Annotated in this window: 8 protein-coding genes and 4 pseudogenes; 6 read left to right on the forward strand and 6 right to left on the reverse strand. The window is 69.7% G+C overall.

Annotated elements, in window-relative coordinates; genetic code table 11:
• Positions 1–166 precede the first annotated feature (166 nt).
• Together EBH09_RS36080 and EBH09_RS36085 are read left to right on the forward strand one after the other, a co-directional pair.
• Positions 167–406 (forward strand): annotated as a pseudogene (locus EBH09_RS36080) (MerR family DNA-binding transcriptional regulator).
• A 141-nt stretch (positions 407–547) separates the two neighbouring features.
• On the forward strand, positions 548–1,438 hold the full coding sequence (locus tag EBH09_RS36085) for a hypothetical protein (protein ID WP_153182733.1): 891 nt from the start codon (positions 548–550) through the stop codon (positions 1,436–1,438).
• A gap of 75 nt (positions 1,439–1,513) precedes the next feature.
• Here EBH09_RS36085 and EBH09_RS39645 read toward each other — a convergent pair.
• Positions 1,514–1,745: pseudogene (locus EBH09_RS39645) on the reverse strand (xanthine dehydrogenase family protein molybdopterin-binding subunit); the annotation flags it as partial.
• 130 nt (positions 1,746–1,875) lie between these two features.
• Between EBH09_RS39645 and EBH09_RS36095 the strand changes: the two are divergent.
• A complete protein-coding gene (locus EBH09_RS36095) occupies positions 1,876–3,192 on the forward strand; it encodes a phytase (protein WP_193776708.1) in 1,317 nt (438 codons plus the stop codon).
• Positions 3,193–3,371: 179 nt separating this feature from the next.
• On the opposite strand, the gene EBH09_RS36100 is transcribed toward EBH09_RS36095, so the two are convergent.
• The gene (locus EBH09_RS36100) at positions 3,372–5,300 is read right to left on the reverse strand and encodes a PAS domain S-box protein (protein WP_121750961.1); all 1,929 of its coding nucleotides are present in this window, start codon (positions 5,298–5,300) and stop codon (positions 3,372–3,374) included.
• 899 nt (positions 5,301–6,199) lie between these two features.
• On the opposite strand from EBH09_RS36100, the gene EBH09_RS36110 reads away from it, so the two are divergent.
• Positions 6,200–7,432, forward strand: coding sequence for a SpoIIE family protein phosphatase (locus tag EBH09_RS36110; RefSeq protein WP_121750962.1), 1,233 nt, complete (start codon positions 6,200–6,202; stop codon positions 7,430–7,432).
• 140 nt (positions 7,433–7,572) lie between these two features.
• Here the strand turns inward: EBH09_RS36110 and EBH09_RS36115 are convergent, their stop codons facing one another.
• On the reverse strand, positions 7,573–8,190 hold the full coding sequence (locus EBH09_RS36115; RefSeq protein WP_238697597.1) for a TetR/AcrR family transcriptional regulator C-terminal domain-containing protein: 618 nt from the start codon (positions 8,188–8,190) through the stop codon (positions 7,573–7,575).
• Positions 8,191–8,220: 30 nt separating this feature from the next.
• Positions 8,221–8,558: pseudogene (locus tag EBH09_RS39650) on the reverse strand (trehalase-like domain-containing protein); the annotation flags it as partial.
• 178 nt (positions 8,559–8,736) lie between these two features.
• Between EBH09_RS39650 and EBH09_RS39655 the strand changes: the two are divergent.
• A pseudogene (locus EBH09_RS39655) lies at positions 8,737–9,108 on the forward strand (hypothetical protein).
• Positions 9,109–9,329: 221 nt separating this feature from the next.
• Here the strand turns inward: EBH09_RS39655 and EBH09_RS36125 are convergent.
• Positions 9,330–9,776: a DUF6196 family protein gene (locus EBH09_RS36125; RefSeq protein WP_121750963.1), complete on the reverse strand. Its 447-nt coding sequence runs from the start codon at positions 9,774–9,776 to the stop codon at positions 9,330–9,332.
• 1,008 nt (positions 9,777–10,784) lie between these two features.
• Positions 10,785–11,267, reverse strand: coding sequence for a MarR family transcriptional regulator (locus EBH09_RS36135; RefSeq protein WP_121750964.1), 483 nt, complete (start codon positions 11,265–11,267; stop codon positions 10,785–10,787).
• A gap of 148 nt (positions 11,268–11,415) precedes the next feature.
• Between EBH09_RS36135 and EBH09_RS36140 the strand changes: the two genes are divergently transcribed.
• On the forward strand, positions 11,416–12,576 hold the full coding sequence (locus tag EBH09_RS36140) for a PP2C family protein-serine/threonine phosphatase (protein ID WP_193776710.1): 1,161 nt from the start codon (positions 11,416–11,418) through the stop codon (positions 12,574–12,576).
• The last annotated feature ends 29 nt before the right edge of the window (positions 12,577–12,605 follow it).

Here is a 12,605-nt window from a genome sequence, read left to right on the forward strand (position 1 = left end):
TGGAAGGTGGTCCCACGGTCACGCATCCGCGATCCCTCAACTGCCCGCCCTCCGACAGAGGGCGGCGCGGAAGCAGAAAGCCGGCAGTGCAGTAGGCCGGCGGATGGTGTTGCGAATCCCTCGGGGCCTTGGTGTCGTACGGCACCAAGGCCCCTCGACGCGTTCCATGCTGGCCATCGAGGCAGCCCGACGGATTACGCCGCTGCGTTCCGAAGGCAGCCACCGCCGCTACCCCCGCTAACAGTTGCGCATCGCCGCCCGCGCCCGCGAACTCGTCGACCAGGGCACCTCCGTCGAAGCGGCCTGCCGCATCGTCATCCTGGAAGACCAACTCGAAGAGGCCCGGCGCGCCGACGAAGGACTGCGTCAACGTCCCGCTGACCGCTCTGACAAGGCCGACGCCTGACCTGGCCTGCTCAAGAGGGGGGCGGTCGGGTCGGCACTATCGGCCACTGTGCCTGACCGGGAAGGTGGCGCTCGTCGAGGAGCTGGGCAGGCGGCTTCAGGCCGCGTGGCGGCCGGTTCCGCCCCTGTAGTTTGCTGCGCTATGAGATCTTGGTTGCTGCGTGCCGCGATACCCCTGGCGATGATCGGCGGACTCTTCTGGCCCACGGTGCTGACGTCCACCTTCCTGGCCGGAGAGCGGGCCACCGCGCAGGTCGCCGAGTGCGACCGGGGGGCCGGCCGCAGCCCGCTCAAGTGCACGGGGACATGGCGCACCGCCAGTGGCGACACGGGCTCCGGCGAAATCTACGGCCTCAGCCGCAGCGACGCGGGACACACCGTCGAGGTGCGCGTCGGCCCGATGGGTCCGTACCGTCCCGGCCCAAGGGCTGCCGCTCTGCCTGTCTCCCTGTCGTTGGTCTGGCTGGTCGCATTCGGTGCCCTGACGGTGCAGCAGGTCCGGGCAGGGAAGCGCACCCGCCGGCTCCTCGCGGAACCCGGCGCCCCCGGGGATCTGCTGATTGTCACGGGCAAGGGCGCGCACAAGCCCGACGGTCGGCGCTCGGCCTCGGTGGTCACGCTCCCCCGGCCCGTGCCTGCTGCGCCTGGGGTGAAGACGACGTACTGGGAGGTCCGCGACCGAGCAGGCCGGCCCATGTTCCGGGTCGAACAGCGCCGCGCCGGGAAATCCGTACCGGAAATGGTGGTCTGGGACCCCTCCGGTGTGTCCGGGCACATCATCCGCAGCACCGGCAAGGACTCGCCCGGCGGCTACGCGCTGCTTGCTCTTGACGGTACGCCGGTGGGCTCCGTCGAACCTTTCGCCGGTACTAAGTGGGGCGCCTACGAGTTCAGGGACGACCGGGGCGTGATACGGGCCCGGAGCTCCTACCGCACGCCTGAATGGGTGCTGCGCCTGGGACCCGCCAGCTCGCCGCCCCTTTCCCGGCTCGCACTCGCCTTCATCATCGGGCAGCGCCGCCGACACAGGTGAGGGTTCGGTATGGACGCCCGCCGAGGACCAGGTTCCGGTCCGGGGCGACCGGCGAGTGTGCCGGCCGCCCCGGGCTCAGAGCCGAGCTTCCACGGTGATGGGCAGTTCGCGGACGCGGCGACCGGTGGCGTGGAAGACGGCGTTGGCGATGGGGGGTGCCACGCCGACGGCGACGACCTCGCCGAGACCTTGACGCCGATGGGCGCGGCATCGAGGTCCTCGCCGTTGTCGAGGTAGACCGCCCGCAGGTCGGGGACGTCGGCGTTGACGGGACTGGGTAGGCGGCCACGCCGGCGTTGACGATCCGCCGTCCGAGATGTCATTCACCTCGCGTACATGCGAGGTCGGGGTTACCGGCCAGTCGGCGGCTGCCGTGCCGACACGAAGAGGGACCACTCTCTCGCAGGACAACCCACCCCCTCTCAGAGGAGATCCGCGTGACTCGCTCCACGAGCGCCCGGTCGGCCGTGCTGGCCGTGATCACGGCCCTCACGGCGGCGGCCCTGGCCGTGCCGGCCCAGGCCGAGGACCGCCACCGCGTCTCCGGCGATTCACTACCGTCCATCACCCCCCGCGCGGAGACGCCGGTACTGCACGACGACGACCAAGGCGGCAACGCCGACGCGGACGACCCTGCCATCTGGCGCAACGCCGCGGCCCCCGGCCGTAGCCTCGTCGTCGCCACCGCCAAGGAGGGCGGTCTGCGCGTCTACGACCTGAACGCGCGACTGGTGCAGTCGATACCCGCGCCTCCCGCCGTGGGCGAGGACGACGCCCCGGGCCGGTTCAACAACGTGGACCTCCTCCACCGACTGAGGCTCTCCTCGGGCAAGGCCGACCTGGCCGTCACCAGCGACCGTGGCCACGACAGACTGCGTTTCTACCGCATCGACCGAGACCGCGTCGGCGGCCCGCTGACCGACGTCACCGACCCCGTCTCGCCGCCCGTCTTCTCCCAGGACCAGGCCGAGATCAACGACCAGCGGACCGCCTACGGTCTGGCGACCTGGACGGAGCCGGCGACGGGGAAGTCCTACGCCCTGGTCAGCCGCCGCGAGCGCACCAGCATCGCTCTCCTGGAACTGCTGCCGACCGCAGACGGCAAGGTCACGTACCGCAAGGTCCGCACCCTGGATCTGCCCTCCGCCTTCCGGCTGCCCGACGGCACCTCGTGGTCCCCGTGCGGCGAGCCCGGTGAGCTGCCGCAGGTCGAGGGCATGGTCGTCGACCCGGCCAACGGCATGCTCTACGCCGGCCAGGAGGACATCGGCATCTGGCGCCTGCGCGCCGACCTCACCGGCACGCCGAAACTGATCGACAAGGTCCGCGAGTACGGCGTCCCCGGCACCTACGACGAGGAGACCGAGGAGTGCACGCCGGGAGCCGACCCCGGCTACGGCGGCACGAAGATCTCCGCGGACGTCGAAGGCCTGACGCTCCTCACCGAGTCCGACGGCGACGGCTACCTCCTCGCCTCGAGCCAGGGGGACAACACCTTCGCCTTCTACGACCGCGAGCTGGAGGACGCCAACGAGTACGAGGGCGGCTTGCGGGTCACGGCCGCGAGCGACACCCTCGACGGCTCCGAGGAATGCGACGGCGCCGCGGTCCTGAACACCCCGCTCGGTTCCAAGTACCCGAACGGCCTCCTCGTCGTCCAGGACGGACACGATGCCCCCGCCGACGGCGACCGGGACGCGACCAACTTCAAGTTCGTCGACCTCGGCAAGGTCATGGACGCCCTCGACGACTGACCCCCACCCGGCGGGCCGCCCGGTTCCGGCCGGGTGGCCCGCCACCCACGACCTGTACGAGCCTTTCCGCCGTCCACGAGGACGATCAGCGTGACCGACGTAGCGTTGGGGCGTCCCCGTGGTGAGGTCGGATCCTGGCAAGGGCGCCTGTGCGCATCAACCATGCGCCCGAAGGGCACCTACGGGAGTCCTCGGGGCCCAGCGGTCGTTGCGGCACCCTGGTCGAGCTCCTCCGGATGCTCGGTGGGGTGGGGCAGGGGGAGTGAGAACCACACGGCCTTTCCGCCTTGGGTGGGCAGAGCACCCCAGGAGGAGGCCAGTTGGTCGAGTAGGTTGAGGCCGCGGCCCGATTCCTCATCGGGGGAGGCGGTCCGAGGGTGTGGCAGAACGGGGCTGCCGTCGCTGACTTCTATGTGGAGTTCGTCTCTGGTCCGGCGCAACCGTAGCCGCAGGGGGTCGCAGGCGTGGCGCACCGAGTTGGACAGGAGTTCGGAGGCCAGTAGGCAGGCGGTGTCGGAGAGGCTTTCGCAGCCCCAGTCCTGCAGGGTGCGGCGTAGGAAGCGGCGCCCGTCGCCCACACTCTCGGGTTGAGCCGGCAGGAGTGCGGTGGCAGCGGTCACTGGAGCGGAAGGGACGCGGGCGAGCAACAGTGTCACATCGTCGGCGTAGTCCTGGAGGCCGGGCAGCAGAGTGGCGAGTACGAAGTCCGCGGACCGGTCCAGGCAAGGGAGGTCGGTGGTGGCCTTCTCCAGGGCCAAGGCAAGGGCGTCTATCTTTTCTTCGATGTCGCTGGTCGGGGTCTCCACCAGTCCGTCGGTGTACAGGGCCAGTACCGACGCCGGTGGCACGGTCAGGCGGGTCTCCTGGTGGGGCACCTCGCCAACACCCAGGGGCACGCTGACTGGGACCGGGAGTCTGGTGACCTGTCCGATGGGATCCACCATCAGTACCGGCAGGTGTCCGGCGGAGCACACCGTCACTGTGCTGTCGTCGGGGTCCAGGATCAGGTAGCAGCAGGTGACGAGCTGGTCGGGCAGCTCGCTGACGACCGCGTCCAGGGCTCGCATCAGCTGCCAGGGTGGCATGCCGGTCTTGGCCAGGGCGTGGGAAGCCGAGCGCAGCTGACCCATGACGGCAGCAGCTTCCAGACCTCGGCCCATGACGTCACCGATGAGCACGCCCACACGGCCACTGCCCAGCGCGATCAGGTCGAACCAGTCCCCGCCCACGCCTGGGCCCTGCCGGGCGGGGAAGTAGCGGCTGGAAGTGTCCATGCCGGGTAGGAGGGCGGGTGAGCCCATCAGGCTACGTTGCAGGGTCAGGGCGACGTGGCGTTGCTGTTCGTAGAGTTCGGCGAGCTGGGCCTCGGCCGCCTTCCGCTCGCTCACGTCCCGAATGGCCGCGGAGACCAGGGTGCCGTCCGGGGTCTCCAGCGGGCTGAGGCTGATCTCGACCGGGAATTCGGCACCGTCCTTGCGCAGTCCGTACAGGTCCAGGCCGGCGCCCATGGGGCGCACGCGGCGGTTGCTGACGTAGCCGTGACGATGGGCGGGATGGTGGTGATGGAACCTCTGTGGGACCAGCACTTCCACCCGGCGTTCCAAAAGTTCTTCGCGCCGATACCCGAACAGGACTTCGGTCTGCGCGTTGACCAGCTGGATGATGCCCGCGTCGTCCACGATGACGATGGCGTCCGGAGCAGCCTCCAGCAGTGCTCGGAAGCGCGCGTCGGCGGCCTTTCGCTCGCTGACGTCGCGTACCGCGGCAGAGATCAGGAGACCGTCCGGAGTCTCCAGCGGGCTGAGGCTGATCTCGACCGGGAACTCAGCTCCGTCCCGGCGCAGTCCGTACAGTTCGAGATTGGCGCCCATCGGCCGGACCTGCTGGTTGCCGGAGTAGCCCAGGCGGTGACCCGGGTGCTGGCCCTGGAAGCGATGCGGCACCAGGATCTCGACGGGACGGCCGAGCAGCTCGTCTCGTGGGTACCCGAACAACGCCTCGGTCTGGGCGTTGACCAGACGAATCATGCCGCAGTCATCCACGATGATCATCGCGTCGGGAGCCGCCTCCAGCAGCGCGCGAAATGGTTCCTCAGTTACTGGGAACATACGCGGACCCGCCCTGTTCTCGTCCATGTGCCATGGAATATGTCAGCATCGACCGGGGCTGCCGCGGGCGGATTGTCACTAAGCGCCTGTTTGTGGCTCCTCCTTGGCGGAATAGGGCCAGATCGTGCCCGCCCATCACCCGCACGGCCCTCCTGTTCGTCACTGCCACTGCCACCGGCCGCCGCCGCCGCGGTGAGGGCCGCCACGGCAGACGGCGCCGACGTCGCTGGGGAGAGGACACACGAGCCGATGACTCGCACGGGACACGGCACGGCTCCCGGCCGCACTCATCGATCAACGCGTGACCGCCGACCGGGACCGGTCCATCGCTGACCGGCCGGGGGCATGATTCGCCAGTGGCAAGGGAGGAAGAGGCGGAGTTGACTACCCGCTTCAGAAGTCTTCCCCGCAGCGGCCGTGGCCTGCGCACCACTGGGTATCGCGCGGTTGTGAGGTCGGCCCGGGAGCGGAGAGCGGGCAGGTACAACGCCCCGTCGATCACCGTGCCGAACAGGACTGGCCGGCCGGACATGACGACGTGCTTCAACTCCGGGAACGCGTTGGCCGGCGTCGCCGACAGGTGTCCCTCCATCCGGATCGCGTAGCGCGCGAGCGGTCCTTCCACCGGACGGGCTCGGGGCTCCGAGCTGGACGGTGCCCTCTGCAACGATCCTGCGTTCGTCGACCTCCGGCCCCTCAGCCGGTACAGGTGACTCCGACCCGGCCGCCTCCGGGAAGCTCGCCGCACCGACGTCTGCCGGCAAGCTCCTCGGACACGGGCCCCGCATCCTCATTACGGGACCGCCCAGGCGTCCACAGGGGGCGGCGGACCGGTTCCGTGGCGGATCACTCCTATCGTGGAGCAGCACAGTGACGATCAGCACCGAGGCGGGCAGCGCATGAAGGAATCGCAGATCGACTACGAGGCGGTCTTCCACGCCCTGCCCGGCATGGTGGCTCTGCTCACTCCCGACCTGGAGTACGCCGACGCCAACCAGGACTTCCTCCGACTGGCCGGACGCACCCGCGAGCAGCTACTGGGCCGCTACATCTTCGACGTCTTCCCGGAGAACCCCAACGACCCGGCTTCGGCCGGCATGCGGGAGACCCGGGCGTCGATGCTGCGCGTCGTGTCCACCGGTGAACGCGACACCATGGCGCTGCTGCGCTACGACATCGAGGACCGTGACCGGCCCGGCCGCTGGGTGGAGCACTTCTGGAGCCCGGTCAACGCCCCCGTGCTGGACCCGGACGGGCGCGTTGTGCTGATCGTGCACCGGGTGGAGGAAATCACCGAACTCATCCGCGCCCGCGGCGGCACGGGCAGCGACAGCAGCCGGGCGCGCGTGCTGGAGTCCGAGCTCTACACCCGCGCCCGTGAACTGCAGGACCTCAATGAACGCCTGCGCCGGGCTCAGGCCCGCGATCGCGAGATCGCCCTGGCCCTGCAGGCGGCGATGCTGCCGGCCCCCACGCCGGTCGGGCACCATCAGGCCGCCGTCCGCTACCGGCCTGCCGTAGGCAGCCTGAACGTGTGCGGTGACTGGTACGACTTGGTCGACCTGACGGGTGACCGGATCGCGGTCGCGGTCGGCGATGTCGTCGGCCACGGTCTGGAAGCAGCCTGCGTCATGGGGCAGCTGCGCAGCGCGCTGAGCGCGGCAGCCCGGGTCGCCGCCGGCCCGGCCCAGGCACTGGAGGCACTCGGTCTGTACGCCCGCCATGTCGAAGGTGCCGAGTCGACCACGGTGGTGAAGATCTTCATCGACTGGGGTGCCCACACCCTCATCTACAGCAGCGCCGGCCATCCACCGCCTGTCCTGCTCCACTCCGACGGCACCGTGACCTTCCTGGACCAAGCGACCGACCCGCCTCTCGGAGTGCGCCCCGAACACGTCCCACGGCCGGAGGCCAGTACGACCTTCACCGAGGGCGCCACCCTGGTCCTCTACACGGACGGTCTGGTCGAACGCCGACACGAGGACATCGACGCCGGCTTGGCCCGCCTGGCCGGCTCCCTCGTCCGCCACGGGACAGCCGGCCCCGAGGCCCTGGCCGACGCGCTCCTGACCGACCTCCTTCCCACTACTGGCAACAGCGACGACACGGCACTGGTCGTCATCCGCCTGTGACCCGTGTCGTCCGGAGCCCGAGCCACGCCGCGGCGGAACTGCGGGGACCGGGGCGAGCCCCCGACGCGACTCGGCGGGGGACCTTGCCGCTGTGGTGAGTGTCATGCCCTGCGCGTCCAGCGGCTCTGCCCGCGAGGGCGCTACCGGGGCCCTGACCTCGAACGGCGCTCCTGTTCTCGGTGCCCAGGTCGCCGCCCCCGCCTGCCGAAGACACCTATCGACCGGCTCGGCTTGGCCGAGCGCTTCACCCAGGCGCTGTGGTCCTGGGCCGAGATGCGGTGCAGCCCGAGGCGGAAGGCGGGGTCCCGCTCTTCCGGAACATCGTCCATGGCTCGCAGTTCGACGAACAGGTAGCCGAGGAGCCAGGCGGTGAACGCGCGGTGCAGGGCCAGGGCGCGACGGTCGCCCAGACCCGCGAGGAGGGCGAGGACGCGCTCGTCGCCGCGCAGTACCGGCTCGGGTCGGCGGGCGAGGGGCGATGACAGCAGACGGGTGGCGAGCAGCGGCACCACGTTCGGGTGGCGCATCGCCACCCGGTACGTCGCGAGCGCGACGCGGTGCAGCCCGGCACGCCAGTCACCGTCCGTATCAGGACCGAGATCAGCCTCCACCTCCAGGAAGAACGCTCCCACGAGTCCGTCGAGCAGTTCGTCCTTGCCGGACGCGTAGCGGTACAGAGCCATCGCGTCGATGCCCAGCCCGCGCATGCTGAGGCCCGGCAGTCCGTCTCTGTCGACCACCTTGAGGGCCGAGGCCATGACCAGCTCCCGGCTGAACTCACGGCGCGCGGTCACCGCCCCGGAGAGCCCCTCGACGACCCGCACGAGGCAGGGGCTGCTGGCGTGGACAGGCATGAAGTCAGTGATGCGCACAGAGCCGGAGCCGGTCCGCCACTCGCTGTCGAGAACCAGTGTCTCGGGTCTATAGGCACGCCGCGCGCAGGGGCCGCGGGCGCCGCGAGGGGCGACACGCCAGAACCGTGGTTCCTCGTTCCGAGCAGGGCGGCCATGCATGCGGGTGAGTCGAACCGAGGCAAACACAACCAGTCGACCGAGCCGTCCTTGCCGACCAACGCGGCGGTTTCCAAGTCACTGATAAGGGCGTAGTCCTCGATGAGGCTGCTCATGACGAGACCCACACCGTCGTGCATTTCGCCTGCTTACAGGGTACGCCCGGTCGCGGAGCCCGGGCACGGCCGATGGGCGGCATCGACGACGCTTCTGTCGACAGCCCGCGGGACGCGCTGCGGGGCGTGGTGACCACTCCGTTGGATTCGGACGCGATGATCGACCGTTGACCCGCCGCTGTCGCGCAGTGCGCCGAAGTCTGACGGGCTGATCGTTGGCGTCGTCGCCCTCGTGGAGTCCGGGTAAAGCAGTCGGATGTCCCTGACCGTGGTCACCGGTGGCGCTGTCCTCACGGGTTCGCCTGGCTCCCGAAGCTGTGTGGAGGCAGAGGTGTCGGAAGGTTCTGGCAGGGCTCTGCCGACCTGGGCGTCCTCTGCCGTCTTCGACACCCCTGTAGAGAGAGACGGACCGCCCACGCACCTGCACTTCCATGTCGCGCGCATTCAGCAGGGCGCGATGGGGATCCCGGAATCGAGCGGAACGTACCGCGTGGCGGTCGAGGACGTCAGCGCCTGGACCGTGGGTGACTTCAGTTACTCCGATCACTGAGCACCTGACTCCCGCCAGCGGTCCGCCGCAGGCCGGGAGCGCCGCGGCGAGCGGTCAGTGCCCCCACTCGCGTACGCCGGTGGAGCGGCCCTGACCGCTGTTTTGGTTCGTGAGCCTCGGGTTCGTGACACTGCACCAACTCCTCGAACACGGCGGGCCCGTCAGCGGGCTCCCCGACGCCCCGTCATCTTCGACCGTACCGCCCAGCGCACACGCCCTGTCTACTGGCTGTCCTCACCGTCCTCCTCCGCCAGACTCCGTACATGCGCTTCTGCCTCGCCCAGAAGTTGACCAGGGACGAGCCAGTAGTCGTAGATGCCGCCCTGCGCGGAGTTGTATCCACAGAGCACGGCCACGCCTGTGCCGAGGCGATCCTTGAGCTCGCTGGCCAGCCAGCCGACGAAGCCGCTGTTGTCGGATGCTGCCGGGAAGTGAAAGGCGAAGACGCCAAACACCTCCGTCTCGCCGCCCTGCGCCGGCTCGAGAACTGACCAGCTCTCCTCGTCGCGTACCAGAGCCAGGGCGTCGGCGGACAGTTGCGGTGCGGGCCCCGCCGGGTACTCGTGGTATGCCCAATGCCCTGACAAGACCTTGAAGGCGGCCTCTGCGAGGACTCCGCGCAGCCGCGTGCGAGTTTCCTGCGGTGTTTCGTGGCTGATGCTGACCATGATCCGTGCAACCGAGCACACCGCCCCGCCATTCCTCGATGTCTGGGCGTTGCACGGCTGCGCCGACGATGTGTCCGATGCTCCGAGCCTGGTGAAGGGTGGGGCGATGAGACCACGCCGGCGGAGTGGGCGGGCAAGTCCGACGACGCCTCCCCGGCCGTGATGGCCGGCTACGCCGCTGACCTGGCCGTCCAGGGACAGACCTACACCCCACAACACTGTCGAAGAGCGACGGTTCGTCCGCCCGGCGACGACGCTGCCCGCGACGACGGACCTGTCGATGCCCACCGCGAGTTCGACCAGGCCTGTCCGTGTGTCCGACCGGAATGCGAGCCTGGAAGACCCGGGTGGCGAGATTTTCGTGCAACTTCAGAGGGCAGCGACCTTGAGACACCGGCCGGTCGTGACCAGCGGAGTGGCGGTTCGTCGCGGCACCCGGTCCCCCCTCGGCATCGGCATGGAGATCAGCGCGACCTCATGGCCGGCCGCCTCACCGGCGAGGACACCAGCACCTGGCGCGACCCGACACCACGGAACAAACAGCCGATTCGGGGACGGGAGATCGAGCGGAAGCTACTTCGGCGGTCACCCGCGGGCCGGATCTCGCTGCTGCGGCGCTCCCTCGGGGTGGCGCGCCACTGACAAAGTTTCCCGCACGGACGACAGGCCTCACGCTACGAGCCGAAGTCGGTGATCCCTCTGCTCCTGTCCGGGCCCTGGCGTGCCTGGCGCACCCGATACCTGCGGGTTTGAGCGCTCTGGGGGAGATACGGGCCAGGGCCGTTTGACGTGGTGATTCGGGGTATTCGGATGCACACGCAGTCAGGCAGGCGCCAACCGAGGCGCGCCGCTGTCACCGGACGGCCGGGGCAGGGATGCAGCAAGGGGCGGGTGGCAGAAATGTGCGCGGGGAGGAACGGTCATGTTCCGGCGGAAGGCCACTGGTCAGTGGGGCGTCGACCGGCGGCACCGTGGCCGGTGGCAGGAGCCGCGGCCCCACCCGTCGCGTCAGGCGGAGTGAGCGTCCCAGCCCGCGTCATGGTGTATTCGGCTCGCCGCGGTGTCGCAGAAGGCCTCCAGGCCTGCCAGCAGCGCGGCCCGTTTCGCTGCGGGCATCTGGTCCAGAACCGCCCGCAGTTCCCGCTCCCTTCGCTCGCGCAGGTCGTCGAGGAAGGCGCGCCCCCGCTTACTGAGGTACAGGCGTACTTCGCGCCGGCTGGTCGCGCTGACGGCGCGTTCGACGAAGCCGGCGGCCTGCAGCCGGTCGCACAGTCGGCTGGTCGAGGGCGGCGTGGAGGCGAGGGAATCGGCGAGCGTGCGCAGGTTGATGCCCTCGTGGTGTTCGAGGATGAACAGCACGCGCAACTGGGACGCCGAAGCGGGCGCCGTCGAGGCCCTGCCCCAGAGCACTTCCAGCAGCTCCGCGGCCGTGGAGGTCACGCGGGCGACCTCGTCGGGCTGGGGGCGGGGGCGGGAAGCAGTCACGGTCACACTCTCGCAGGCGCTGGTACGTATCCCAGCGTACTAGGCACGCGAAGCTGGACGCAGACGACTCGGGCGACCGGGACGGCCGGTCGATGGAGCCAGGTACCGAGCGAGGCCCGTACGGGCCCGGCAAGAGATTGGTGTTTCTATCCTCGTGAACAGATTCGTGGCCGCTGAGCGCGCTCTGCGTACGGCGGCGCCGCATCAGTTGCTCGACGCCGTTCGAAGCGTGCTGATCGAACACTACGCGGCGCAGTCGGTGGAGCTGTTCATGGCCGACTACGGGTTGACCGTACTGCAGCCGGTGTCCGTGCTGCCGCACACCATGGAACCGATCTCGGTGCACAGCAGTGCCGCCGGTCGGGCCTTCGGTGCCCAGGAGCCTTTCGTCGAAAGCGTCGGGGACGGCCTGGCGCGCCTGCATCTGCCCGTATCGGTGCGTGGTGACCGACTCGGCGTTCTCTCGGTGACGTTGCCCGACGGTGATTTGGCCGCAGGAGTTCTGGCCGAGCTTGAGGACGTCGCCCAAGTGCTCGCGCACGAGGTCGTCGTCGCGGAGCGCGACACGGATGTGTACACGCAGGCGCGGCGCAGGGACCGATTGACGCTGGCCGCGGAGATGCAGTGGCAGCTGCTGCCCGGCCGCTCCTGCGCCCGGCCGGAGTACGAGCTGGGCGCCCAACTGGAGCCCGCGTACGCCATCTTCGGGGACAACTTCGACTGGTCCGCCACCGCGGACCACCTGATGCTCTACGTCACCAACGGAATGGGGGAGGGGATAGAGGCATCCGTGCTGACGAACCTGGCCATCAGCGCCCTGCGCAACGCCCGGCGGGCCGGTCTCCCCCTGGCCGACCAGGCGGTCCTCGCCGACCAGGCGCTCTACGCCCACTACCGGGGCCAGTGCTACCTGTCGGTGCTGATGCTCGACTTCGAACTGGCCACCGGGCGGGTATCCGTGGTGGACGCCGGCTCGCCGCGGATGCTGCGGCTGCGGGACGGCGTGGTCGATCGCGTCGAGCTCGAGGCGCAGTTGCCCCTGGGCATGTTCGACGAGACCGACTACGTGTCCCAGGAGCTGCACGCCGAGCCCGGTGATCGGCTGATCTTCGTCAGCGACGGTGTCTACGGGACCGCCTCTCCGCGGGGGGAGGCGTACGGAGACGCGGCACTGGCCCGGGCCATCCAGGCCACACGCCTCCTGCCCGCGGCCGAGGTGCCTCGTGCCGTCCTGCGGGAACTGGCCGACCACCGCGGCCGGTCGGCCTCGGACGACGACGCTCTGGTGGTCTGCCTGGACTGGCTGGGGCGTTGAGCGCGGGCGCGGCAGCCGATCCCACCTGG

This window comes from Streptomyces sp. E2N166 (assembly GCF_003671715.1).
Classification (GTDB): domain Bacteria; phylum Actinomycetota; class Actinomycetes; order Streptomycetales; family Streptomycetaceae; genus Streptomyces; species Streptomyces thinghirensis.

Excerpts from the sequence above, each read along its gene's own strand:
- EBH09_RS36085 (WP_153182733.1), top strand. The coding sequence starts at position 548 with ATGAGATCTTGGTTGCTGCGTGCCGCGATACCCCTGGCGATGATCGGC.
- EBH09_RS36110 (WP_121750962.1), top strand. The coding sequence starts at position 6,200 with ATGAAGGAATCGCAGATCGACTACGAGGCGGTCTTCCACGCCCTGCCC.
- EBH09_RS36115 (WP_238697597.1), bottom strand. The coding sequence starts at position 8,190 with ATGGCCTCGGCCCTCAAGGTGGTCGACAGAGACGGACTGCCGGGCCTC.
- EBH09_RS36100 (WP_121750961.1), bottom strand. The coding sequence starts at position 5,300 with ATGTTCCCAGTAACTGAGGAACCATTTCGCGCGCTGCTGGAGGCGGCT.
- EBH09_RS36125 (WP_121750963.1), bottom strand. The coding sequence starts at position 9,776 with ATGGTCAGCATCAGCCACGAAACACCGCAGGAAACTCGCACGCGGCTG.